Raw genomic sequence first — 23418 nt, forward strand, 5'->3', positions numbered from 1 at the left:
CGTAACAAAGGCGAAAAGGGGTTCCAAGTACAGCCGGGCGCACATGGGGATGGTCCTGGTACTCGGCTTGAGCCCTCTGGCGCAGGCCATTGCTGCCGAAAGCGGCACGGGTTCACTGCACCTGAGCAACATCGAGATCACCGGTGAGGACAGTTCAGGTGCGGTGCTTGATCCGGGCGTTACCACCATTGGCAAACTGCCGCTGAAACTGCGGGAAACACCGCAATCGGTGAGCGTGATTGACCATGAGCGCATCGAACAGCAGAACCTGTTCAGCCTCGATGAGGTGATGCAGCAAGCCACCGGAGTCACCGTGCAGCCGTTCCAGTTGTTGACCACCGCGTACTACGTGCGCGGCTTCAAGGTCGACTCCTTCGAACTTGACGGCGTGCCCGCCATGCTCGGTGGCACGGCCAGTTCGCCGCAGGACATGGCGGTGTATGAGCGGGTCGAGATCCTGCGCGGCTCCAACGGTTTGCTGCATGGCAGTGGCAACCCGGCCGCCACCGTCAACCTGGTGCGCAAGCGCCCGCAAAAGGAGTTTGCTGCCAGCACCACCCTCAGCGGCGGTAGCTGGGATCGCTACCGGGGTGAGGTGGACGTTGGCGGGCCGTTGACCGAGAGCGGCAATGTGCGGGGGCGCATGGTGGCGGCCTATGAAGACCGCGATTACTTCTACGACATCGGCGAGCAGGAAACCCAACTGCTGTACGGCATCAGCGAGTTCGACCTGAGCCCCGACACCCTGCTGACCGTGGGCGCGCAGTACCAGACCATCGATTCGGTGACCAACATGGCCGGGGTGCCCATGGCCAAGGACGGCTCGAACCTGGACCTGTCGCGCTCCACTTACCTGGACGTCGACTGGGACCGCTTCAAGTGGACCACGCGCCGGGTGTTTGGCTCGCTGGAACAGCAGTTGGCGCATGGCTGGAGGGCTAAGCTTGCGGCGGAGTACCAGGATGCCGACTCCAGCCTGCTGTATGCCGGCTCCTTCGGCGCCATTGACCCGGTGACCGGCGACGGTGGCCGCCTGATGGGCGCGGCCTACAAGTTCGACAGCACCCAGAAAAGCCTGGATGCCTCGGTCAACGGGCCGTTCTCGTTGTTCGGCCGTAGCCATGAGTTGCTGCTGGGCAGCAACTACAGCCAGGGCAAAACCGAACAGCACACGGCACCGTTCACCACGCCGTTGAACGTGCCGGTGAATGTCTATCGCTGGGACCCGCACAGCGTACCGAAGCCAGGCATCGGTACGTACACCTCGCCGGGCTCTACCACCACCACGTCCAAGGGCGTCTATGCGCTGACCCGCTTCAAACTGCTCGATCCGCTGACCCTGGTGGTCGGTGGCCGTGCCAGCTGGTGGGAGCAGGATGCGCCCAGCGATCGCTTCAAACCCGGGCGCGAGATCACGCCTTATGGCGGGTTGATCTGGGACTTCACCCAGGACTGGTCGTGGTACGTCAGCTACGCCGAGGTGTTCCAACCGCAGACCAAGCAAACCTGGAGTGGCGAGCTGCTTAAACCGGTGGAAGGCAAAACCTACGAGACTGGGGTTAAAGGCGAGTTGATGGACGGCCGCCTGAACCTGTCGCTGGCGGCGTTTCGCATCGACCTGGAAAACAACCCGCAGGTCGACCCCGATCACCCGGGTGTCGGGCCCACCACCTATTACATCAGCGGCGGCAAAGTGCGCAGCCAGGGCTTCGAACTGGAAAGCACCGGCTACATAACGCCGGACTGGAGCCTGTTCGCTGGCTACACCTACACCACCACCGAGTACCTCAAGGACACCCGCAACGGTTCGGGCGAGGAGTATGCCGAATTCACCCCGCGGCACATGCTGCGACTCTGGAGCCAATATCAATTGCCTTGGCAGGAGCGGCGCTGGAGCGTGGGCGCCGGGGTGCAGGCGCAGAGTGACTTCTCGACGCAATCGGGCACGGTGACCATGGAGCAGGGCGGCTATGCGCTGCTCAATGCGCGGGTTGCCTATCGCATCGACGAGCACTGGACGGCCTCGGTCAACGGCAACAACCTGGCCGACCGCAAGTATTACCAGAGCCTGTCCAACCCCAACTGGAACAACCGTTACGGCGAGCCACGCAGCTTCAACATGACCCTGCGAGGCACGTTCTGATGACCACGCCGGGCCTCGGGCCATGGCCGGTGCGTATTGCGTTGGCCTTGGCGGGCAGTGTCCTCAGCAGCCTGCAGTTGGCGGTGCTGGTGGCCCGGCATTACCCCTGGGGCGGCGGGCTGGAGCGGCTCTACGCTGCTATCTTCCTCGGCTTGGGGTTGCTGGTATCGGTGCTGCTCTGGGCACTGCTGGCACCCACCCGTAAACAGGTGGCTTACCGTGCTGGTGCCTGCTTGCTGTTGTTCACGCCGTGGCTGCTGTGGGACGGAGCCGGGTCATGATGGGCGCACCACGGGCGCTGGTGCAGCGCGTGCATGCTGGCGCCGGCGGGGTTTTTGGCGTGTTGCTGTTCATCATTCTGTTCACTGGCGCCTGGAGCATGGCCCATCAAGACTTGCGCACCTGGTTTCGTGGACCGATGGCGCAGGCCCCTGGGCCTATGCTGCCGTTGTCGCATTGGCTGCAGGTGGCAACGGCCAATGGCCTGCCCCTTGAGTCGTTGCAGATCCGCCTGCCCGACACTGCCTACCCGGTGGTGGAACTGTGCGCCTCGGCTAAAAATTGCAGCCTGATGCTGGACCCGGTGACGGGGCAGTCGCTGCCGTTGGCCAGTGCCGCCGACATCATGTTCGAACTGCACAAAAGCCTGTTTATCGGTTTCCCCGGGCGGATGCTGATCAGCCTGCTCGGGGTGGTGTTGTTGCTGCTGATCTGGGCCGGCAGTGCGCTGCACAGCGGGCGCTGGCAAGACCTCAAGCGCCTGCGCCGGGACCGTGGTACTCGGGTCCTGGCCCATGACCTGCACAGCTTGATCGGCCGTTGGACCTGGCCTTGGTTGCTGCTGTTCGGGGTGACGGGGGCGATGTCTGGCCTCGGTGCACTCGGCACCTTGAACCTGGCCGGACAGGCGTTTCCGGGGGCGCCACAGCAAGCGTTCATGCAGTTGCTCGGCGCGCCTCCACAGATCACTCCTCAGCCCGGTACTTCGCAGACGCTGGTGCTCGATCAACTGCTGCGAAACGACGCGCAGGCACACCCAGGCTTTATCGCCCAGAGCGTCACCCTGCATCGCTGGGGTGAACCCGGGGCCTGGGTGGAAGTCGCCGGGATCGAGCAGGGCCTGCCGAGCACTGCGGTGTTCGAGCGGCACACCTACCGTGGTGATAACGGCCAGGCGCTGGGAGTTCACAGCGCCAGTGGACGCGGTTTCTGGTTGCAGGCGTTTATTGCCGTGCAACCGCTGCACTTTGCCGATTACCGCTGGCTGCCTTACGCCGGATCAACCTTGCGTGCACTGCATTTCGGCATGGCCTTGGCGGCGGCGATGCTGGTGCTGAGCGGCCTGTACCTGTGGTTGGAGCGTCGGCGCATCAAGCAGGGCGGTGCCTGGCAGGTACTGTTGCGGCTGGTGGTGGGCGGCGCCGGTGGCCTGCTGACGGCCACCGCGCTGTTGCTGTGTGGCGGGGCGTTGAGCGCTTTGGGGCTATTCGTCCCCAGCGGGTTGGCCTGGTTGTTCTGGGGCAGTTGGGGCGCCAGCGTGCTGCTGGCCTGTGTCATGCCAGCTCAACGGCAACCACTGCCGCTGCTGTTGACCCTGGCGGGTCTGGGCTATCTGGCGGCGGCTGCCCTGCACCTGGGCGGCAGCCTGCTGCAGGGCAACCTGAACGTCTGGCCGATCGACCTGGTGCTGCTGCTCAGTGCTGCCGGTCTGTTGTGGGCGGTGCGCCGCCTGAGTGTTTTCACGCGTACGGCAGCGGCTGCCGACGCCACTGTTGTTTGATTGGAGAGTCACATGCTGGAACTGTTGAAACATTGGCGAATGGTGCTGACGTTTGCGTTGTTGTACCTCTCCCAGGGCATGTGCTTCGGCATTGCCATGGACGCCTTGCCGACCCTGCTGCGCCATGATGGCGCGGCCCTCGATGCCTTGGCGTTCCTGCCGTTGGTGGGGCTGCCGTGGGTGATCAAGTTCATCTGGGCACCGCAAGTCGACAACCGCTGGAACGCGCGCCTGGGACGGCGGCGCAGCTGGATCATGCCCATGCAGTTGCTGGTGCTGCTGTGCATCGTCACGTTGGCGAGTATCGGCCTGAGCGTTGAAACCGCAGGCTGGGCGGTGGGTCTGTTGATCGTCGCCTCGTTTGCCAGTGCCACCCAGGACATCGCCACCGACGGCATGGCCGCCGAGTACTTCAGCGCCAACCTGTTGGCGCGGATCAATGCGATTCAGGTCGGCGGCACCATGGTCGGCTTCTTTGTCGGCGGAGCCGGGGGCTTGTTGCTCAGCGGCTACCTGGGGCAATCGACAGCCTTTGCCCTATTGGCACTGCTGCCATTGGCAAGCCTGCTGTGTGTTGGCCTTATGCCTGCCGCAGTGGCCAGGGAAAAGCAGCCAGATGTACCGCACGCCAGCCTGCTGCGCTTCATCAAACGGCCCAAGGCCCTGGCGCTGGTGCTGTTGGCGTTGCTCAGCGCGATGACCTCGGTTTCAGGCTTTGGCCTGTCAAAACTGTTTCTCAACGATGCCGGCTGGTCGTTGCAGGCGATCGGACAATTGGGCATCAGCGGCGGGGTGATCACCGTTGTCCTGGGCTGCGGCGGCGGGGCATGGCTGATCCGCGTGCTGGGCTTGTGGCCAGCGTTCATGCTGGCGGTGGGCATGGCGGCATTGGCAGCACTGCTGTGGCTGCTGCAGGCCGCTGGCGTGCTGGCGGCTCAAACAGAACTGATCTGGCTGGCAGTGGGGTTGGGGTCATTCGCGACTGGGGCCAGTTCGGTCGCGATCATGACCGCCTCGATGACCTTTGCCGGGCAAAGTGATCAGGCGGGCACCGACATGACCGCAGTACAAAGCACCCGCGATCTGGGGGAGATGCTGTCGTCCTCGCTGTTGCTCGGGTTGACGGCTCAGGTGGGTTACAGTGGAGGATTTCTGGCCGGGGTACTGATGGCGATGGCAGCCTTGCTGGTTGCGTTGAACCTGGCGCGCCATTCGCAGGTACGCAGTGCAGCCCTGTAGGAGCGGGCTTGCCCCGCGATGCGCTGAGCAAACCCACTCCCAAGCCGATTAGAAGTCGTACTTCAAGCCAAAGGTAGCGTTACGCGGGGTACCGTAGTAACTGCTGCCAGCGGTGTTGGTGTAGTACTCCTTGTCGAGCAGGTTATTGACGTTGACGGTGGCGCTCAACTGGCGGGTGATCGGGTAGCGCGCCATCAGGTCGACCACGGCGTAGTCTTCCTGGGTGAAGCGCACACGGCTCGGGCCCTGGTTGTTGCTGTAGATCTCGCTCTGCCAGTTCACCCCGCCGCCCACGGTCAGGCCGTTGCCGACGCTGCGCAAGGTGTAGGTGGTGAATAGCTTGAAGGTGTTCTGCGGCACGTTGGTGTTGAGCTTGTTGCCGTTGGCGTCCTGCACGATGTTGCGGCTGAAGCTGGCGCTGGCTTGCCAGTCGCGGGCCAGCTCACCGGACAGTTCCAGTTCGAAGCCACGGGTCTTGGTGCCGGATTCGGCGCGGTAAGCGAAGCCGCCACCAGGCACCGGAACGTTGGGCTGGATGAGTACCGCCAGGTTGTCTTGCTTGATCTCGTACAGGGCCAGGCCGAAGTTCAGGCGCTCGTCGAAGAACGAGGCCTTGCTGCCCACTTCGTAGCCATCGCCTTCGAGTGGGTCGATGTATTGGCCGTTGATGTCCTTGTTGCTTTGCGGTTTGAAAATGCTGGTGTAGCTGGCATACACCGACCAGTTCTGGTCGAGGTCGTAGACCACCCCGGCAAACGGCGTGACCACCCCGGTTTCCTTGCGGCGCACGTCTTCGTCAGGTGTGGCGTCGTAGTAGTCGGTCTTGACCGTGTTTTTCCAGTCGTTGACGCGGGCACCGAGAATCAGCGACAGATCGTCGGTCAGGCGCAGGCGCGTGCTGCCATAGGCTGCGGTCTGGTCTTCCTGATAGTCGATGCGGCTGGTGGCGGGTAGCGGTGGCTTGCCGGGGGTGTCGCCATCCCAGGTGTAGATGTTCTCAATGGCATTGCTCCAGTTGTCGAACCACCACAACGGATAGCCATTGGTGCGGAATTCGGTGTGCTGGCGGGTGTAGCCGATCACCGCGTCGTGCTCCAGGCCCCACAGGTCGAAGTTACCGGCGATGTTCAGGTCAACGCTGGTTTGCACAGGCTTTGCTTCCCAGCGCCCGGCCCACAGGTTGACCCCGGCGCCGGTTGCCGGATCAGGGTTGCCGCCGGCGGCATAGCCGAGCACTTCGTCGTATTCGTAACGGTCGTGGTTCAGTGTCAGCTTGGCTTTCCAGCGCTCGTTGAGGTTGTGCTCAAGGGTGGCGAAACCGGTGGTGAACTGGCGATCGGAGTAAGCCCAGCTGGCAGCGGCGGAATCCGAGCGCGACCATTTGGCCCGCGAGCCGTCCTTGTTGAACAGCGGCAAGCCGCTGCGCGCGTGGTCGTCGGCATCGTGGGACTGCGAGTCCATACCGAAGGTAAACAGTGTGTCGGGGCTCAGGTCGGCTTCGATGATGCCGTAGAACACTTTCTTGCGCTCGTTGAAGCGGTCGATGTACGACTCGTTGTCCTGGTAGGCGCCGACCACCCGGCCACGCAGGGTGCCGGCGTCGTTCAGCGGGCCGCTGGCGTCTACCTCGGTGCGCTGATAATTCCATGAGCCGACCGAGCTGGAAATGCTGCTCTGGAACTCGGCTGTCGGGCGCTTGCGGATCAGGTTCACCGTGGCGCCGGGGGTGCCCACGCCGTTGGTCAGGCCGGTGGCGCCGCGGATGATCTCGACGCGGTCGTACAGGGCCATGTCGTTGCTCTGCGCCACGGACTTGTAGTTGCTGTCCAGGCGTTGCAGGCCATCGACCTGGTAGTTCTCCACGGCAAAGCCGCGCGAGTAGATCTGGCTGGAGTCGGAGCCCGCGTTACCCCCCTGGTTGACGCTCAGGCCCGGGGCCTGTTTGACCACGTCGAGCAACTGGGTGAGGTTCTGGTCTTCCATGCGCTGTTGGGTCATCACGCTGACCGATTGCGGGGTTTCGCGAATCGACAGCGGCAGCTTGGTGGCGCTGGCGGTTGAGCCGGTGGTGTAAGAGCCCGTGCCTTCGGTGGTGGCGCCCAGGCCTGAACTGTTGATGCTGGTGGCACCGAGCTCCAGGGCGTCCCCGCTCGGTTGGCTGACGATCAGGGTGTTGCCGCTTTGCTGGTAGCTCAGGCCGCTACCGGCGAGCAGGCGCGACAGCGCGTCGTGCGGCTCCAACTGGCCGCTCAGCGCGGGTGCCTGGCGGCCTTGTACCAGGCTGCTGTCGACGGCAATGGTCAGCCCGGCGGCTTCGCCGAGCTGGCGCAGCGAGGTGGCCAGCGGCTGCGCCGGCAGGTCGAGATCGATCGGCGCGGCCACAGCCTGCGCGGCCAGAATCAGGGCCACTGCGGCCGACAGGGCACGCAGGGTCGGTTGCATCGTCATGCAGAACATCCTTCTTGTGTTTAATTGCTCTAGCACTAACGCGGCAGGGTGGTTTTACCCTGATGTTGTGATTGCGAATTATTTGCGATGCCGACGAGCGGTCGTTCAGTGGGAGCGGGCTTGCCCCGCGAAGCAGGCACTGCGGTGAATGGCACGGGCTTCGCCCGTGTTCGCGGGACAAGCCCGCTCCCACCCACAGAGGGCCGCGAAGTGGGCAAAACCTAGCGGGGCTGCAGGATGGTGGCGTCCGCTTCGTTGCGCAGGCGCACCGCTACGACCTGAGGCAGCGCCTGCAGGAACCCCTCGATATCGTTGAGTTGCACCACAGCGCTAACGCGCGGGCTCTGGCCGGTAGCGGCCTGCACCGGCAACTGACGGTAGCGCGACAGGCTGGCGGCGACCTCTGCCAGGTCGGCCTGGTCGAACACCAGGCTGCCGTTCTGGAACGAGAATGCATCACTGGCCGCACGTGGCAGGCGTTGCAGGCGTCCGTCTGCGCCTACCTCGGCGACCTGGCCGGCTTCCAGCACCAGGCTTTCACCGGGCCGCGAGAGGCTGTCTACCTGCACCTGGCCGTGGTCAACGCTGACCCGCAGGCGGTCCGGCAAACGGTTGAGGACAAAGCGCGTACCCAGCACCCGTACTCTGGCCAGGCCGCTGTCGATGATGAACGGCCGCTGCGGCTGACGTGCCACGGCGAAGATCGCCTCGCCGCGCATCAGTTCGACCAGACGCTGCTCGGCGTTGTAGTGCAGGTGCAGGTGGGTATCGGCATCGAGTGTCAGTTCAGTGCCGTCCCGCAGTTGCTGCACCTGCCGTTCGCCAATAGCGGTGTGCAGTTCGAGGTCCAGTGGGCCGTAGCGGTGGGCCTGCCAGCCGAACGCGCTAGCGAGTGTCAGCACCACGGCCAGGGCGCCACCTTGCAGCAGGCGACGGCGCTGGCGCCGACGCTGCTGTTCCATGGCTTGGGCCAACGCTTCGGTGCGTGGGGTGGAGGCGAAGTCGCCCCACAGTTCGAGCAGCGCCTGGTATTCGGCCGCATGGTGTGGATCGGCGGCCAGCCAGGCGTCGAACTGCCTGCGTTCAGGGTGCTCGCCAGCGTCGTTGTGCAGGCGCGCAAACCACAGCGCCGCTTGCTCGCGGGCATCGCTCATGAACGCAGCAAGTCGCGGGCGTTGCGCAGGCTGACCAGAGCGCGGGCCATGTGACGCTCGACCATGTTCAGGCTGATATCCAGTTGCTGGGCGATCTCTTTTTGCGCATAGCCCTCGATGCGCGCCAGCCAGAACACCTCACGGCAGCGTGCCGGCAGGCAATCGAGGATGCGTTGCAGGGCGATCAGCCGTTGCTGGATGTCCAGCAGGTGTTCATTACTCGGCGCGACATGCTCGTCGCCGGTTTCCTCATGGTACTCAGGCAGCGGCTGCAAACGGGCGTTGCGGCGAAAATGGTCGATCAACACCGACTGCGCCACCTGCCTGAGGTAGGCGTTGGGCTGGGTCAAGGGCTGCGGGTGCTGAGCCAAGGCGAAGCGCAGCAGGGCGTCGTGCAGCACGTCATAGGCGCGCTGCACGCAGCGGGTCTGGCGACTGAGGCTGAGCAGCAAGTCGTTATAGGCCCAGCGCAGGTCGATGTCCTGCCAGTTCAGCGACGGGCTTGTGGAAATTGACGGGGAGGAGAGGGCAATCGACACGATCGGGCTGCTCTTTGACACGACCGGATTAGTCGCGTCAGGCAGCATAAATAGTTGTCAATCGTATGTAAATAAGAAGTATTTCTATTTATGTTTGTGATTGGCGGCCCTCTTCAAGATGCCAGCACGATACCGCTGACCGTTGCGCCGTCAGCGTCAGCGCAGGTGTTGGCACCGCCCTCAGACAAGTAGCGCGCAGGCGGCTTGCCCATGGCCTTGCGGAACATGGTGACGAAGCCGCTGGCACTTTCATAACCCAGCGCCAGCGCTACCGCCTGCACGCTTTCGCCCCTGGTCAGGCGTTGCAGCGAAAGCACGATATGCAGCTGGCGGCGCCAGCGGCCGAAACTCATGCCGACCTCCTGCAGCAACAAGCGGCTCATGCTGCGCTCACTCATGCCGATGTGTTTGCACCATTGGCTCATTGAGGCTTTGCTCGATGGATCGGCCAACAGCCCTTGCGCCAATTCACGCAGGCGGCGGTCTTGCGGCATGGGCAAGTGCAGGAATTCGATCGGCGCCTCACGCAATTCATCCAGCAACACCGCGCTCAGGCGCGCTTCGGGGCCGTCTTCGGCGTACAGCGGGGCAAAGCCTGTGGCTTTGAGCAATAGCTCGCGCAGCAGCGGCGACACCGCCAGCGTGCAACAGACGCTGGGCAAACCTTCGACCGCATCGGGTTCAACAAACAGGCAATAGCACTCGGTTTCTCCCGAGCCGCGGGTCGAGTGCAGCAGGTTGCCCGGAATCCACACTGCGCATTGCGGCGGCACGATCCATACACCGGTCTGCACCTCGCAGTTAAGGATTCCGCGCACCGAATAAATCAGCTGCGCCTTGCGATGCTGGTGCGGTGCGTGTTCCCAATCCTTGTCAACCCGCGAGGTATTCAACGCGGTGACCTTGCGCGCAATGCTGTCGATGTCCCAGGTAATCATCGGATCGTCAGCGGTAACGGGTTCCACGAACGCTTCCTATGTGGCAGTTAGCAGCACTTGGCCGAAATGAAAAATAGTGTGGCCTGATTGTGCAATGACGTAAACCGCTGCGGTTGGATATCGTGCCGTTGCGTTACCGGCACCCTCATTTGAGCAGGGTGCAGATTATTCAATGCAGAGGACAGGTCACATGGTTATAGATTGCGCACACTTTCCACTGGTCTGGATGCAGATTGGCACCACTGTTATCAACACCGGCGATGAAGGGTTCGTTGCCTTTGAAGGGCTGCTGGCACGCGCTGAACCCTTCGTGCTGCTGGACGAACAACGCGCGGACCCGCCAGCGCAACAAAACAGCCAGGATGAGCAAAAACAGTTGGCGCTGTGGATGAACCGCCACAAAAGCGCCTTGCGCACCTTCGTCAAAGGGCAAATCCACATCGAACCCGACACCAGCAAGCAGCAGGCAGCGACATTGTTTGCGGTCAAGTTCGAGTATTTCTGGGGCTATCCGTTGTTTGTGGTGGCCAGCAGGGAAGAGGGGGTGGAACTGGCGCAGAAACTTCTGGCGCAATGAGCAGCGAGGGCTAACGACCATGGGGATTGTTGCTATCAACGCGGTCGAGATCGATCCGGCCGATGGTTCGGCCGCCGTCCTCCGCGAGCGTCTGCAGGCGCTGCTGCAGACCCTGCAGCACAGCTGCGACTGCGCGGCTTATCGGCTGACCTGCGGCAGCGATCCTGGCGGCACCTGGTCGCTCACCGGGTATTGGTATTCGACCGAGCGGATGCAGGCCCACTTCACCTTGCCATGCCTGGCCGAGCTGTTCGAGCTGACGGCGCAGCGGCTGGTGAAGGGGCTGCGGTTCAGGACGTTTTCGGCGGATGATCCGCATTCGTTTGCTGTTGTGCAGGGGCAGTAATGTCGGTGGGCTTCGCGGGGCAAGCCCGCGCCTACAGGGAGTGATGGCACTTTGTACAATGGCGGTTGGAAATGTTTGAATGTGCACCGCTATTTTGAAAATGGACCTTTCTCTGATGCACATGCTTCGTCGTTCTGCCTTTGCGTTCCTGCTTGCCGTTTCTTCTGCTCCCGCCGTTGCCGACTTCAGTTTTGGTCGCAGTGACGAGGCAATGGTAGGGCTCGGCAAGGCTTATGGTTACCTGCTCGGTCAGGACTACACGCTCAAACGCATCGCCACGTTGTATCCCGCGTTGCAGGCACCGGTGAAAGGCGCAGAGCATGGGTTTGCCGCCGCCTATGGCAGTTCGATCAAGGACACGCTGGCCACAGAAATCAGCGCCGCAGTCGGCAGCGAGGCCTTTGGCCAGATCGCCACGCGCATGGAGTCATCCGTGGTGCAGCAGATCAACACGGCACGTCTCACGCAAGATCAAGCCGTCAAGTTCATTGCCGAGGTCAACAGCCGAGCCAAAGGCGAGGTAGATGCAAGCGTGCGGCCGTTTTTGCTTGCCGCCCGCTACAAAGATCAGCCCGCGAGAGAGTTCTCGGCCAAACAGCGCCAGCGTTTCGATACTCAGGGGCATCCGAAATCCCTCGGCTTGAACCTGACATTGGACGTACCGGTGTCGTGGGTCGGCGCAGAGGGCGAACGCCCGCACATTGTGCAAAAGTGGCAAAGCATGGCCGGCTTCGGCCAGCAGATGATTACCCTCGATATCCGCAACACCGGCGCCAAAGTGACCCCGCAGGAGATCAAAGCGCAGGTCGATGGCGAGGGTATCAAGAGCCTGACCCCGCCGGACAGCACGTTCATCAATGGCGGGGCGCAGACAGTCGAGACGTTGCCGGGCTACTGGCTGGATTTCAGTGGCGAGTTTGAGCGGGCCGGTGTCAAGATCTACCAGGTTGCCCGGCTCAATGCGTTTTTTATCGGTGAGCAAGCCTTCCTGGTCAGTTGCGCGACAACGGTGGGGCTGGCCGACAAAGCGCAAGCGGATAAAGACTTTGTCAAACTCCAGGCCCTGTGCCCGCTGGTGGTCAACAGCATTGTCGTGAAAGACCGCTGGTAGGCGTGGCGGTGCGGCGACCCTACTTCAAGTAATGGTGAACGTGAAAAATGGATCTGCATTCGATTCTGGCTTTTACCCTGGTAGCAGCGATTGCCATCGCAAGCCCCGGGCCTGCGACCTTGATGGCCATCAACAACAGCCTGGCCTACGGGCCGCGTTACGCCATCTGGTCATCGATCGGCAATGCGTGCGGGCTGTTCTGCCTGTCGGCAGCGGCGATGTTGGGAATGGGCGCGCTGCTGGCAAGCTCCGAGTGGATGTTCAACGCGGTGAAGATTTTGGGCGCGGGCTATCTGTTCTACCTGGGGGCCAGGCAGTTGTTCAAGAAAAGCCCGGCACTGGCCAGTGAAGTACAGGTGGACGGACACGCCATCAGGCCGTCGCGTTGGAAACTGTACAAATCGGCGTTTCTGACGGCAGCGACCAACCCCAAGGCGACGATGTTTTTTACCGCCTTGTTTCCACAATTCATTGACCAGAACGCGGCGCTGTTGCCGCAGTTTCTGCTGTTGACGGTGATTTTCATGGGACTGTCACTGACTTCATTGAGCCTGTATGCCGCCATTGCGTCCCGAGCCAAAGGCATGCTGACCCGGCCTGCGTTCTCGGTGTGGGTCAGTAGGGTGGTCGGTTCGACGTTCATCGGCTTCGGCACCGCCATTCTCGCGATGCGCCGGCCTGTTTCTTAGTCTCTGTACAAAACGTTTTGTGGGAGCGGGCTTGCCCCGCGAATTCAGGCCTTGCTGTCGCGTTGCGGCAGATCGCGGGGCAAGTCGGGTCGCCGCACCGCCGCTCCTACCGGGTAATTCGTTCCCGTATTGCCTTGCCCCCCCTTTGACGAGGGGGCAGCTGTTCACCAAAAGTAGGCAGCATTCAGCTCATGTGTGCACACGATTGCACGATGACTGAGGCTGCGATGTGACGGCAAAAAACCACCTTCCCGAATTTCCGCTCACGGCCACTGCCCGTTCGAGCGGTCGGCCTACAGCCCGGCATTTAGCTGAGCAACTGGGCGTGGCCACCTCTACCGTCACGCGCGCCTTCGACGCAGATTCGCGTATCTCGGCCAAACTGCGCTCGCGCATCCTGGCGCTGGCCGACGAGCTGGGCTACCGCCCCAACGCCATTGCCCGCTCGCTGAACCGGCGGCGCACAGGGATCGTGGCGCTGGTGATGGGCGACATGAGCAATCCGTTCTACCCCGCAGTACTTGAGGCGTTCTCCCAGCAGTTGCGCGCATCAGGTCAGCAACTGTTGCTGTTCGTGGTCCCGGCAGGCGCTGATGCCGACACCCTGATGCCGCAAGTACTGCAATACCAGGTCGACGGCATTGTGGTCACGGCAGCGAAGTTGTCTTCACACATGTCCGAACTCTGCGCGCGCCAGGGGGTTGCCCTGGTGTTTCTCAACCGCCGCGTTGAAGACCCGACCGTCTGGTCTGTGTGCTGCGACAACCAGCGCATGGCCGCCGCGGTGGCCGACTACCTGGTTCAACAAAATCGCCACGCCTGCGCCTTCATCAGCGGTGACCTGCAAAGCTCGACGACCGCTGACCGTCTGCTCGGCTTCGAGCAGGGCCTGGCAGTGCATGGCCAACGTGTGGTCGCGCAGTGCCATGGCGGCTACAGCTACGAAGGCGGACGTGCCGCTGCCGCGCAGCTGTTCTGCGCCGGGCAGCCGGCCATCGACGCGGTGTTCTGTGCCAACGACCAGATGGCCCTTGGTGTATTGAGCTATCTGCGCTTGAACACCAGCCTGCGTGTGCCCGAAGACGTCGCGGTGGTCGGCTTCGATGACATCTGCGCCGCAAGCTACCCGGAGCACGCCCTCACCACCGTGCACCAGCCTATAGAACAGATGATCGCCTGCGTCATTCGCTTGCTCGGCGAAGGCCACCCGCCAGGCAACACGCCAGCGCTGTGCGAGATCCCCGGGCATCTGGTGCTTCGCGCCACAGCCTAGCGCCACACCCCTGCAGGTCAATAACAACAAAAAACATCAGGAGACAGGCATGAACCTCAGCGAAACCCCAGACGACCGCAAGCTTTATCGAAAAATCGCGTGGCGCATCATGCCATTGCTGATCGCCGCCTATGTTGTGGCGTTTCTTGATCGCATCAACGTCGGCTACGCACAGCTGCAGATGAAGGAGACACTGGCGTTCAGCGACGCGGTGTATGCGCTAGGCGCCGGTATCTTCTTCATTGGCTACTTGTTGTTCGAGGTGCCCAGCAACCTGATGCTGGAGAAGATCGGCGTGCGCAAAACGCTGTTGCGCATCATGGTGTGCTGGGGCGTGGTGGCCATGGCCATGATGTTCGTGCAGACACCTGCGCAATTCTATGTTCTGCGTTTTCTGCTGGGCGCCTTCGAAGCCGGTTTCACCCCCGGGGCCTTGCTCTACCTGACCTTCTGGTACCCACCCGCGCGGCGTGCAGGGATGATCGCGGTGTTCCTGCTCGGGGCCATTTTCGCCAGCTTGATCGCCGGGCCGCTGTCGGGAGCGATCATGAAGTTCCTTGACGGCTTCAATGGCTGGCACGGCTGGCAATGGTTGTTTCTGGTGCAAGGCCTCCCAGCCCCGCTCCTGGGACTGCTGGCCTGGCGAGTGCTGGTCGATGGGCCTGAACAGGCGAAATGGCTGACCAGTGAAGAGAAGAACCGTCTGCGCGCGCAATTGGACGCCGAGCAGCACTCATCGCTCAAGGCCAGCCATGGCTCCGTGCGCGACCTGCTCGTCGACTCCAGGTTCTGGGCGTTGTCGCTGGTTTACGTGCTGATGGTTGCCGGCACCTATGCCATGGCCTTCTGGACCCCGACATTGATTCGCAGCTGGGGCGTCGCCGATCTGATGCACGTCGGCCTCTACGCCACCCTGCCACAGCTGTTCGCTATCGCCGGCGTGCTCCTGCTCAGCCGCAGTTCAGACCGTTTCGGCGAGCGCCGCTGGCATTTCTCCAGCGGCGCATTGGTGGCGGTCTGCGGCCTGGCAATCATGGTGTTGGCCCAGGGCCAACTGGGCGCCTCGCTGCTCGGTCTGTGCCTGGCCATGTTGGGCATCGCCTCGGTAACGCCGGTGTTCTTCGCGCTGCTCTCTGAATACCTGCCACGCGCCTCGGTAGCAGTGGGCATTGCCCTGGTCAGCAGCATCGGCAACCTCGGCGGCGCGATCATTCCTTCGCTCACCAGCGCCCTGAACACCGCCAGCGGTGGGACCAGCTACAGCTTCTACCTGCTCATGAGCCTGTACCTGGTTGCCAGCGCCATTGTGTTGCGGGTCGCCCGGCCCGCGCTATCGACCTACCAATCCGCCTGAAATACACCCTGTGCATCCCTTAGGAGAACACTCGTGATTCAACACCTCAAAAAGGGTCGCCCGGCCCAGGCCAAAGCCAGCGACCAGGCGCAGATCCGCAGCACCGTCGAGGGCATCCTCAGCGCTATCGAGCAACGCGGCGATAGCGCCGTGCGCGAATATTCCGAGAAGTTCGACGCCTGGTCGCCCCCCAGCCTGCGCCTGAGCCAGGAGCAGATCGACGCCTGCATCGCCAGCCTGCCCGAACAAACCCTTGAAGACATCAGGTTCGCCCAGGCACAAATTCGCCGTTTCGCCGAGATCCAGAAGGCCTCGATGCACGACGTTGAAGTTGAAACCCTGCCGGGCGTGGTGCTCGGTCATCGCAACATCCCGGTGAACTCGGTCGGCTGCTACATCCCCGGTGGCAAATACCCGCTGATCGCCAGCGCGCACATGAGCGTACTGACGGCCAAGGTGGCCGGCGTCAAGCGCGTGATTGCCTGTGCTCCGCCTTTTGCAGGCAAGCCCTGCGCCGAGATCGTGGCAGCCATGCACCTGGCGGGTGCCGACGAAATCTACTGCCTGGGCGGTGTGCAGGCAGTGGCAGCAATGGCCATCGGTACCGAAAGCATCGACGCGGTCGACATGCTCGTCGGCCCCGGCAATGCCTACGTGGCAGAAGCCAAGCGGCAACTGTTCGGCCGCGTCGGTATCGACCTGTTCGCCGGCCCGACCGAAACGCTGGTGATCTGTGATGACACGGTGGACGCCGAACTGGTGGCCGTCGACTTGCTCGGCCAGGCCGAACATGGTCCAACGTCCCCGGCCTATTGCGTCACCACCAGCAAAACCATTGCCGAACAACTGCCAGGCGCGATCGAGCAGGTGCTGGCACGCCTGGACACTGCCGCCGTAGCGAGCGTGGCCTGGAACGACTTTGGTGAGATCTACCTGTGCGACAGCGATGAAGAAGCGCTGGAAGTCGCCGAACGCCTGTGCTCGGAGCACGTGCAGGTCATGACCCGTGACCCGAGCTGGTATCACCAACGCATGACCCGCTACGGCGCACTGTTCCTTGGTCATCGGACCAATGTCAGCTACGGCGACAAGGTCATCGGCACCAACCACACCTTGCCGACCATGGGCGCGGGCCGTTACACCGGCGGGCTGTGGGTGGGCAAGTTCATCAAGACCCACACCTACCAACGCGTATTGACCGACGAAGCCTGCGTGATGATCGGCAACTACTGCTCACGGCTGTGTGGCTATGAGCATATGTCCGGGCATAAGGAGCAGGCAGACATCCGCGTGCGCCGCATGAAGCAGGAGGCCTGAAGGTATGAGCAAGCCCGTACCGCAACAGCGCAGCGCCTACCCTTACTTGCGCGACATCACCACACGCTGGATGGACAACGACGTCTACGGCCACGTCAACAACGTGATTTATTACAGCTGGTTCGACACCGTGGTCAACGGCTGGCTGTTGGAACAACACCTGCTGGACCTTGATCAGTGCCCGACCATTGGCCTGGTGGTCGATACCCAGTGCAGCTATTTTTCCTCGATTTCCTTCCCTGACCTGGTGCGTGGCGGCCTGCGCGTGGCCAGCATCGGCCGCTCGAGCGTGCGCTACGAAGTAGGGCTGTTCGTCAACGACAACAGCCAGGCCTCGGCACAGGGCCATTTTATCCATGTCTACGTCGACCGCGTGACACGCCGACCAGTGCCGCTGCCGGAGCCTTTGCGTCGTGCGCTGCAATGCATTCAGGTGCAACAGGTGGAGACAGCGTCATGAACGCGTTCAGCAATCGGGTAGCGGTGATCACCGGTGCCGCCTCAGGCTTGGGCAAGGCATTCGCCGAGAGGGGCGCGGCGCTTGGTATGAAACTGGTGCTGGCCGACCTGCAGCACGAAGCGCTGGAGGCCACCGTGGCCCAGTTGCGCGCTGGCGGTGCGACAGTGATTGGCCTGCACGCCGATGTCTCACAAGCAGGCCAGATCCAGGCACTGGCCGATGCCGCCATCGCAGCGTTCGGTGCCGTGCATGTGCTGTTCAATAATGCCGGGGTGCTCGCTGGCGGCCTTGTGTGGGAGAGCAGTGAGAAGGATTGGGACTGGATACTGGGCGTCAACGTGCGCAGCGTTATCAGCGGCGTGCGCATTTTCACGCCGTTGATGCTGGCGGCGGCCGCCCAAGACCCCGACTATCAAGGGCACATCATCAACACCGCGTCGATGGCCGGTTTGCTCAACGCGCCTAGCCTGGGTGCCTATAACCTCAGCAAGCACGCGGTGGTGTCGCTCAGCGAAACGCTCTATCAGGACCTCGCCCTGATGACCACCCAGGTGCATTGCTCGGTGCTCTGCCCGTACTTCGTGGCGACCGCTATCAGTGCCTCTGCGCGCCATCGTCCGCTCGACCTGGTGAATGCCGAGGGCCAAACGCGCTCTCAGGCAGCGGCTCAGGCGCAAAACCAGAAAGCGACCGGCGCGGCCAAAGTCAGTGCCGAGCAGATCGCAGAACTCACCTTCGAGGCCATCGGCCAGCGCCGCTTTTATATCTATTCGCACCCACACGCCATGGCTTCGGTGCGCGATCGTTTCGACGCGATTGTCGAGCAGCGTAATCCACCCGATCCCTTCGCAGACAAACCGACACTGCGCGCGCAATTGCTTGAAGGGCTGCGCGGCTGAACCCGCCGCCTCTGCAGTTAACGTCGCAATAAGGAGACCGCTCATGATGCAACGCATGAAACGCCTGGTCATGGCAGGTATTACCGCTGTTGTGCTTGGCGCCCCCATGGCGCATGCGCAGACGGCCAAACCCAACATCCTGGTGATCTGGGGCGATGACATCGGCTGGCAGAACGTGAGCGCCTACGGCATGGGCACCATGGGCTACACCACGCCGAACATCGACCAGATCGGCCAGCAAGGCATCCGTTTTACCGACCACTACGGCCAGCCGTCCTGCACGGCCGGGCGCGCGGCCTTTATCACCGGTCAGTACCCCATCCGTTCAGGCATGACCACCGTCGGCCAGCCCGGCGACAAGCTCGGCCTGCAGGCTGCCTCGCCAAGCCTTGCCGAAGTGATGAAGGATGCCGGCTACCGTACCGGCCAGTTCGGCAAGAACCACTTAGGCGACAACAACCCCAACCTGCCCACCGTGCATGGCTTCGACGAGTTCTTTGGCAACCTCTACCACCTCAATACCGAGGAGCAAAGTGAGTACACCGATTATCAGAACTTCGCCAAGCAGTATCCGGGCGGGCCGCAGGCCTACGCGAAGAAGTTCGCCACCCGTGGCGTGCTGCACAGTTTCGCCAGCGACCAAGAGAACTCGACGGTCGATCCACGCTTTGGTGTGGTCGGCAAACAGACGATCGAAGACACCGGACCGCTGACCATCCAGCGCATGCAGGACTTCGACGGCGCCGAAGTGATCCCCCATGCCATGGCCTTCATGCGCAAAGCCAAGAACGATGACAAGCCATTCTTCGTCTGGGTCAACACCAGCCGCATGCACCTGTACACCCACCTCAACGACACCTGGAAACATGCCGCCGCCAGGTACACCCACGAGGGCGATACCCAAGGCAGCGGCATGCTGCAGCACGACCACGACATTGGCGTGCTGCTGGATTTTCTCAAACAAAGCGGCCTGGATCAGAACACCATCGTCTGGTATTCCACCGACAACGGCCCGGAGCACTCATCCTGGCCCCACGGTGCGACAACGCCGTTCCGTGGAGAAAAAATGACAACCTACGAAGGCGGTGTACGTGTGCCTTCGATGTTGCGCTGGCCGGGGGTCATCAAGCCGGGGCAGATCAAGAACGGCATACAGGCGCACCAGGACATGTTCACCAGCCTGGCAGCCGCAGCCGGTGTAACGGATGTGGCAGAGCGCATGAAAGTGCAGAAAAAGCAGTACATCGACGGCATCAATAACCTCGACTACTGGACCGGCAAAGCCCCCGACAGCGCGCGCACCAGCCTGTTTTATTACATCGAGAGCAAGTTGACCGCCGTGCGCATGGGGCCGTGGAAGCTGCACTTCTCGACCAAAGAAGACTACTACGCGCCGATCAAGCCGCTGTTTGCCCCTTTGATGTTCAACCTGCGCAGCGACCCGTTCGAAAGCTACGACAGCAATGACGCCTACGGCCATATGATCCAGAAGTCGTCGTGGATCGCAGCACCGATGGGCGAGTTGATTGGCGCGCACCTGAAAACCCTTGCCGAGTATCCGCCAGTGCAAGCCGCCAAGTCGTTCGATCGCTCGAACCTGGTTCAGGATTTCCTCAAAAGCCGGCAGTAGACCAAGCCTTCCAACGAGCAGGAGCCACACGATGAAAGAAGCTGTAATCCTTTCCACCGCCCGCACGCCGATCGCCAAGGCCTTTCGCGGTGCCTTCAACGTCACCACCTCGCCGACCATGGCCAGCTTCGCGATTCGCGCCGCCGTCGAGCGCGCCGGTATCGAAGCCGGAGAAATCGAAGACCTGGTGATGGGTACCGGCATGCCCGCAGGAACTGCGGGTTGGAACCTGGGACGCATGAGCGCTTTGGCGGCAGGCCTGCCGCTGACCGTCAGCGGCCAGACCCTGGATCGCCAGTGCGCATCGGGCTTGATGGCCATCGCCACTGCCGCCAAGCAAATCATGGTCGACGGCATGCAGGTGACCCTGGGTGCCGGCCAGGAACACATCAGCCTGGTGCAGAACCGGCACATGCATTGGGTCGACAGCCAGCATGACGACAGCGTCCTGCGCCACGTACCCCAGGCTTACATGCCGATGCTGCAAACCGCCGAGTGGGTGGCCCAGCGCTACGGCATCAGCCGCGAAGCGCAAGACCACTACAGCCTGCAATCACAACAACGCACCGCTGCCGCGCAACAGGCAGGTGTGTTCAGCGATGAAATAGTGCCGGTCACTGTGAGCAAGCAGGTGGTTGACAAAGCCAGCGGTGCGATCAGCCATGAACAGGTAAGCCTGAGCCTGGATGAAGGCAACCGCCCACACACCCAGATTGACGACTTGAGCCGGCTCAAGCCCGTGATCGAAGGCGGCAGTATCACCGCCGGCAATGCCAGTCAGTTGTCTGACGGCGCGAGTGCCTGCGTACTGATGGACGCGCGCCTGGCCGAACAGCGCAACCTGCAGCCCCTGGGCCTGTACCGCGGTATCGCCGTGGCCGGCCTGGCGCCGGAAGAAATGGGCATCGGCCCGGCACTGGCGGTACCGAAGCTCCTGAAACAGCACGGCCTGAGCGTCGATGACATCGGCCTTTGGGAACTCAACGAAGCCTTTGCCTGCCAGGTGCTTTACTGTCGCGACAAACTGGGCATCGACAACGACCGGCTCAACGTCAACGGCGGTGCCATCTCCATCGGCCACCCCTATGGCATGAGCGGCGCGCGCATGGTGGGTCATGCCTTGCTCGAAGGCAAACGCCGTGCAGTCAAGTACGTGGTGGTGACCATGTGCGTCGGGGGAGGGATGGGCGCCGCTGGCTTGTTCGAAGTCGTGTGATGCATGCCGCTATTCTGGCGGGGCCGCTTCGATGAAGGTCGAGCTATCTTGCACAGAAGCAAGCCCCGTCAAGTACGTCGCATTGAGGCCACGCCTGCACATTTGGACGATCTGCACGATAACGTTGACGATCAGATCCCAGGGCGCTCATGGCGGCGTCCACTATGTCTCCAGGGTTGATCAAGCCCCAACCAACTTACCGGAGACTCACCATGACGCGTATTACTGCCCTGAACTCGGAACAGGCTCCCGAGTCCTCTCGTCGCCATTTGGAGGGCCTGCACAAAGCGTTCGGTGTTGTGCCGAACGTGTTTGCCACGATGGCTCATTCGCCCGCCGCATTGGGTGGTTACCTGGCCCTTTCTCAGGCGCTGCAGAAGTCGACATTGACTTCCCGTGAGCGAGAGGCCGTTGCCTTGGCCGTTTCGCAGGTCAATGGTTGCGACTACTGCCTCGCGGCGCACGTTTTGTTTGCCGGTAAAGCCGGCCTGGATGCGAGCGACATCACACGTGCTCGTGAGGGGCGCCTGGATGCGGTGGTGGTGTTGGCTCGCCAGGTTGTCGAATTGCGAGGGCGCGTCACCGAACGTGATTTGCATGACGCCCGCGAGGCAGGTTTGAGCGACGCCAAGATCGTCGACGTCATTGCCCTGGTCGCGACTACCACCTTCACCAACTATCTCAACAACGTGGCCAACACTGAACTGGACTTTCCCGCCGTGGATTGATGCGCCTGGCAGATAAACCACGGCAGGCGCTGGCCGCTGCAATTTCGCAGTGGCCATACCACTGTGCTGTAACAAATCCATGCCTAGCCACTCAGTCAATTGACCCTCCTTTGCAATCCAGGAATTTACTATGACCCCGTCCGCACTTGCTGGCCTGCTGCGCAGTGACATTGAAATCAAGTTCACCCGTTGGGCGCTCGTTGTGATTTTTGCCCTGTTCGGCTACGCCAAATGGTTCCCCTACGAGGCACAAGCGCTGCAGCCCTTGATTGGCAACAGCCCGATCCTGGGATGGATGCACACCGTGTTCGGTGTTCAAGGTGCCAGCTACGCACTGGGCGTTGCGGAATGGTCGATAGGGCTGGGCCTGGTGCTCGGTGCCTGGTTTGCAAGGATTTCAGTGCTGGCATCGGCGGGGTCCGTGGCGACGTACTTGACTACTCTTACCTTGATTTTCTCCACGCCCGGTGCCTGGGAGGCGTCGGCGGGCGGGTTTCCTGCCATGGGCGGCGCGACGGGTTTCCTGCTCAAGGACGTGGTGTTGCTGGCGGCTTCACTCGTGCTCCTCAAACACAGCCTGCTGCGCGTTTTTCGAGTGCCGCAGCACGCCCCGGCTGTCGCCTGAGCCGTTGATCGGGCGGGTGAGGTGACTGTGCTATTTGCCTTGATTCTGGCGCTGCTGATTGGCTGGACAGCGCAGCGCATGGGGTTGTGCCTGGTCAGAGCCTGCGAGCTGTTGCTGCAAGGGCGACCGACGTTATTTGTGGCACTGCTGTCGTGCGGTCTGTTCGGGCTGCTGCTTGCACCGCTGTATGAGCGGCTCGGCATCAGCCAGCCATTGTTTTCGCCGGGTATCGGCTATTGGCCGCTGCTGACTGGCGGCCTGCTGTTCGGTGTCGCCTCGGTTTTGAACGGCGGCTGCAGCCTCGGCACCTTGACTCGAATCACCCGCGGTGACCTCAACCTGACGCTGACCATTGTCGGCTGGGTGCTCGGTATCCTGTTGTGGCACCGCCTCAATCGGCAGCCTGAATACAAGATCGATCGCTTGCCGGAGATCTCCAGTCTCCATTACGGGCTGACCCTGGGTATTTTGCTGTTGGTATTGCTGGTGCTGGTGCGGGCTCACGGCGATCGACGCCTGGTGTTGGCCAGCATGCTGCTGGGTACCTTGACCCGTGCGCTTTACAGCCTTGAACCTTTATGGACACCCAGTGATTTTTTCTACGATCTGGCGCAATGGGTGTGGACGCCGGGTCAATGGTTGATCAGTGGCCAGCGCCTGGCGGTGTTTGCGGCACTGCTGCTGGGCATGCTTGGCTTTACTGTGTACCGCAAGACCTTCAGATGGCAAGCAATCCGGTTGGCCGCATCGAGTCGACATTTGCTGTCGGGAGTACTGATGGGCGGTGGCGCCTCCATGATGCTGGGGGGTAACGATTCACAGATGCTGCTGGTGTTTCCAACCCTCAACGTTGTTTCGAGCCTGCCTTTATTGGCGATTGTCGTGGGCATCCTTGCAGCCCTGGGTGTCAGGCGTTGTTGTCGCCCCCCCACTTGAACTGTGCAACGAGGAG

22 protein-coding genes are annotated in these 23418 nt (G+C 62.1%); 18 read left to right on the forward strand and 4 right to left on the reverse strand.

Annotated features, from left to right (window positions below; genetic code table 11):
* Nucleotides 1-43: 43 nt before the first annotated feature.
* Genes ACVWSC_RS11520 through ACVWSC_RS11535 form a run of 4 tightly spaced genes read left to right on the forward strand, consistent with a single transcriptional unit; the run spans nt 44 to nt 5162 of the window.
* Complete coding sequence (locus ACVWSC_RS11520; RefSeq protein WP_442113755.1) at nt 44-2143, forward strand: TonB-dependent siderophore receptor; 2100 nt, start codon at nt 44-46, stop codon at nt 2141-2143.
* Nucleotides 2143-2424, forward strand: a complete 282-nt coding sequence (locus ACVWSC_RS11525; protein ID WP_442113756.1) for a hypothetical protein — start codon at nt 2143-2145, stop codon at nt 2422-2424. The genes ACVWSC_RS11520 and ACVWSC_RS11525 overlap by 1 nt, the downstream gene beginning before the upstream one ends.
* Nucleotides 2421-3923, forward strand: coding sequence for a PepSY-associated TM helix domain-containing protein (locus ACVWSC_RS11530; RefSeq protein ID WP_442113757.1), 1503 nt, complete (start codon nt 2421-2423; stop codon nt 3921-3923). Before ACVWSC_RS11525 ends, ACVWSC_RS11530 begins: the two co-directional genes overlap by 4 nt.
* Nucleotides 3924-3935: 12 nt before the next feature.
* On the forward strand, nt 3936-5162 hold the full coding sequence (locus tag ACVWSC_RS11535; RefSeq protein WP_442113758.1) for a RhtX/FptX family siderophore transporter: 1227 nt from the start codon (nt 3936-3938) through the stop codon (nt 5160-5162).
* Between the two features lie 48 nt (nt 5163-5210).
* Here ACVWSC_RS11535 and ACVWSC_RS11540 read toward each other — a convergent pair whose 3' ends face one another.
* The 4 genes from ACVWSC_RS11540 to ACVWSC_RS11555 form a co-directional block, all read right to left on the reverse strand.
* Entirely contained in the window at nt 5211-7610 is a 2400-nt protein-coding gene (locus ACVWSC_RS11540) for a TonB-dependent siderophore receptor (protein ID WP_442113759.1), read from the reverse strand.
* A gap of 221 nt (nt 7611-7831) precedes the next feature.
* Complete coding sequence (locus tag ACVWSC_RS11545) at nt 7832-8764, reverse strand: FecR family protein (RefSeq protein ID WP_442113760.1); 933 nt, start codon at nt 8762-8764, stop codon at nt 7832-7834.
* Nucleotides 8761-9303, reverse strand: a complete 543-nt coding sequence (locus ACVWSC_RS11550) for an RNA polymerase sigma factor (RefSeq protein WP_442113761.1) — start codon at nt 9301-9303, stop codon at nt 8761-8763. Before ACVWSC_RS11550 ends, ACVWSC_RS11545 begins: the two co-directional genes overlap by 4 nt.
* Nucleotides 9304-9416: 113 nt before the next feature.
* On the reverse strand, nt 9417-10268 hold the full coding sequence (locus tag ACVWSC_RS11555) for an AraC family transcriptional regulator (RefSeq protein WP_442113762.1): 852 nt from the start codon (nt 10266-10268) through the stop codon (nt 9417-9419).
* Nucleotides 10269-10431: 163 nt separating this feature from the next.
* On the opposite strand from ACVWSC_RS11555, the gene ACVWSC_RS11560 reads away from it, so the two are divergent.
* The 14 genes from ACVWSC_RS11560 (at nt 10432) to ACVWSC_RS11625 (ending at nt 23402) form a co-directional block, all read left to right on the forward strand.
* Nucleotides 10432-10818: a hypothetical protein gene (locus tag ACVWSC_RS11560; protein WP_442113763.1), complete on the forward strand. Its 387-nt coding sequence runs from the start codon at nt 10432-10434 to the stop codon at nt 10816-10818.
* Nucleotides 10819-10837: 19 nt separating this feature from the next.
* Nucleotides 10838-11164 (forward strand): hypothetical protein, encoded by a 327-nt coding sequence (locus ACVWSC_RS11565; protein ID WP_442113764.1) that lies wholly within the window; start codon nt 10838-10840, stop codon nt 11162-11164.
* Nucleotides 11165-11279: 115 nt separating this feature from the next.
* Nucleotides 11280-12275, forward strand: a complete 996-nt coding sequence (locus tag ACVWSC_RS11570; RefSeq protein WP_442113765.1) for a hypothetical protein — start codon at nt 11280-11282, stop codon at nt 12273-12275.
* A gap of 47 nt (nt 12276-12322) precedes the next feature.
* On the forward strand, nt 12323-12964 hold the full coding sequence (locus tag ACVWSC_RS11575) for a LysE family translocator (RefSeq protein ID WP_442113766.1): 642 nt from the start codon (nt 12323-12325) through the stop codon (nt 12962-12964).
* Between the two features lie 229 nt (nt 12965-13193).
* Nucleotides 13194-14237: a LacI family DNA-binding transcriptional regulator gene (locus tag ACVWSC_RS11580; protein WP_442113767.1), complete on the forward strand. Its 1044-nt coding sequence runs from the start codon at nt 13194-13196 to the stop codon at nt 14235-14237.
* A gap of 49 nt (nt 14238-14286) precedes the next feature.
* Complete coding sequence (locus tag ACVWSC_RS11585; protein WP_442113768.1) at nt 14287-15591, forward strand: MFS transporter; 1305 nt, start codon at nt 14287-14289, stop codon at nt 15589-15591.
* Nucleotides 15592-15624: 33 nt separating this feature from the next.
* On the forward strand, nt 15625-16908 hold the full coding sequence (hisD, locus tag ACVWSC_RS11590; protein WP_442113769.1) for a histidinol dehydrogenase: 1284 nt from the start codon (nt 15625-15627) through the stop codon (nt 16906-16908).
* Nucleotides 16909-16912: 4 nt separating this feature from the next.
* Entirely contained in the window at nt 16913-17368 is a 456-nt protein-coding gene (locus tag ACVWSC_RS11595; protein WP_442113770.1) for an acyl-CoA thioesterase, read from the forward strand.
* Entirely contained in the window at nt 17365-18267 is a 903-nt protein-coding gene (locus tag ACVWSC_RS11600; protein ID WP_442113771.1) for an SDR family oxidoreductase, read from the forward strand. Before ACVWSC_RS11595 ends, ACVWSC_RS11600 begins: the two co-directional genes overlap by 4 nt.
* A gap of 43 nt (nt 18268-18310) precedes the next feature.
* Nucleotides 18311-19897: an arylsulfatase gene (locus ACVWSC_RS11605; RefSeq protein ID WP_442113772.1), complete on the forward strand. Its 1587-nt coding sequence runs from the start codon at nt 18311-18313 to the stop codon at nt 19895-19897.
* Nucleotides 19898-19928: 31 nt separating this feature from the next.
* Entirely contained in the window at nt 19929-21113 is a 1185-nt protein-coding gene (locus ACVWSC_RS11610) for an acetyl-CoA C-acyltransferase (RefSeq protein WP_442113773.1), read from the forward strand.
* A gap of 212 nt (nt 21114-21325) precedes the next feature.
* On the forward strand, nt 21326-21841 hold the full coding sequence (locus ACVWSC_RS11615; RefSeq protein WP_442113774.1) for a carboxymuconolactone decarboxylase family protein: 516 nt from the start codon (nt 21326-21328) through the stop codon (nt 21839-21841).
* Nucleotides 21842-21971: 130 nt separating this feature from the next.
* Nucleotides 21972-22466 carry a YkgB family protein gene (locus tag ACVWSC_RS11620; protein ID WP_442113775.1) on the forward strand — a complete coding sequence of 165 codons (495 nt, stop codon included), beginning with the start codon at nt 21972-21974 and terminating at the stop codon, nt 22464-22466.
* 21 nt (nt 22467-22487) lie between these two features.
* Nucleotides 22488-23402: a YeeE/YedE thiosulfate transporter family protein gene (locus ACVWSC_RS11625; RefSeq protein ID WP_442113776.1), complete on the forward strand. Its 915-nt coding sequence runs from the start codon at nt 22488-22490 to the stop codon at nt 23400-23402.
* Nucleotides 23403-23418 lie beyond the last annotated feature (16 nt).

It is taken from the genome of Pseudomonas sp. NUPR-002, from assembly GCF_056322725.1.

What these genes read in the sequence shown, in the direction of transcription:
- ACVWSC_RS11620 (WP_442113775.1), top strand. Translation starts at nt 21,972, where the DNA reads ATGACCCCGTCCGCACTTGCTGGCCTGCTGCGCAGTGACATTGAAATC.
- ACVWSC_RS11600 (WP_442113771.1), top strand. Translation starts at nt 17,365, where the DNA reads ATGAACGCGTTCAGCAATCGGGTAGCGGTGATCACCGGTGCCGCCTCA.
- ACVWSC_RS11575 (WP_442113766.1), top strand. Translation starts at nt 12,323, where the DNA reads ATGGATCTGCATTCGATTCTGGCTTTTACCCTGGTAGCAGCGATTGCC.
- ACVWSC_RS11610 (WP_442113773.1), top strand. Translation starts at nt 19,929, where the DNA reads ATGAAAGAAGCTGTAATCCTTTCCACCGCCCGCACGCCGATCGCCAAG.
- ACVWSC_RS11520 (WP_442113755.1), top strand. Translation starts at nt 44, where the DNA reads ATGGGGATGGTCCTGGTACTCGGCTTGAGCCCTCTGGCGCAGGCCATT.
- ACVWSC_RS11595 (WP_442113770.1), top strand. Translation starts at nt 16,913, where the DNA reads ATGAGCAAGCCCGTACCGCAACAGCGCAGCGCCTACCCTTACTTGCGC.
- ACVWSC_RS11525 (WP_442113756.1), top strand. Translation starts at nt 2,143, where the DNA reads ATGACCACGCCGGGCCTCGGGCCATGGCCGGTGCGTATTGCGTTGGCC.
- ACVWSC_RS11560 (WP_442113763.1), top strand. Translation starts at nt 10,432, where the DNA reads ATGGTTATAGATTGCGCACACTTTCCACTGGTCTGGATGCAGATTGGC.
- ACVWSC_RS11545 (WP_442113760.1), bottom strand. Translation starts at nt 8,764, where the DNA reads ATGAGCGATGCCCGCGAGCAAGCGGCGCTGTGGTTTGCGCGCCTGCAC.
- ACVWSC_RS11585 (WP_442113768.1), top strand. Translation starts at nt 14,287, where the DNA reads ATGAACCTCAGCGAAACCCCAGACGACCGCAAGCTTTATCGAAAAATC.
- ACVWSC_RS11570 (WP_442113765.1), top strand. Translation starts at nt 11,280, where the DNA reads ATGCACATGCTTCGTCGTTCTGCCTTTGCGTTCCTGCTTGCCGTTTCT.
- ACVWSC_RS11615 (WP_442113774.1), top strand. Translation starts at nt 21,326, where the DNA reads ATGACGCGTATTACTGCCCTGAACTCGGAACAGGCTCCCGAGTCCTCT.
- ACVWSC_RS11565 (WP_442113764.1), top strand. Translation starts at nt 10,838, where the DNA reads ATGGGGATTGTTGCTATCAACGCGGTCGAGATCGATCCGGCCGATGGT.
- ACVWSC_RS11605 (WP_442113772.1), top strand. Translation starts at nt 18,311, where the DNA reads ATGATGCAACGCATGAAACGCCTGGTCATGGCAGGTATTACCGCTGTT.
- ACVWSC_RS11535 (WP_442113758.1), top strand. Translation starts at nt 3,936, where the DNA reads ATGCTGGAACTGTTGAAACATTGGCGAATGGTGCTGACGTTTGCGTTG.
- ACVWSC_RS11530 (WP_442113757.1), top strand. Translation starts at nt 2,421, where the DNA reads ATGATGGGCGCACCACGGGCGCTGGTGCAGCGCGTGCATGCTGGCGCC.
- ACVWSC_RS11540 (WP_442113759.1), bottom strand. Translation starts at nt 7,610, where the DNA reads ATGACGATGCAACCGACCCTGCGTGCCCTGTCGGCCGCAGTGGCCCTG.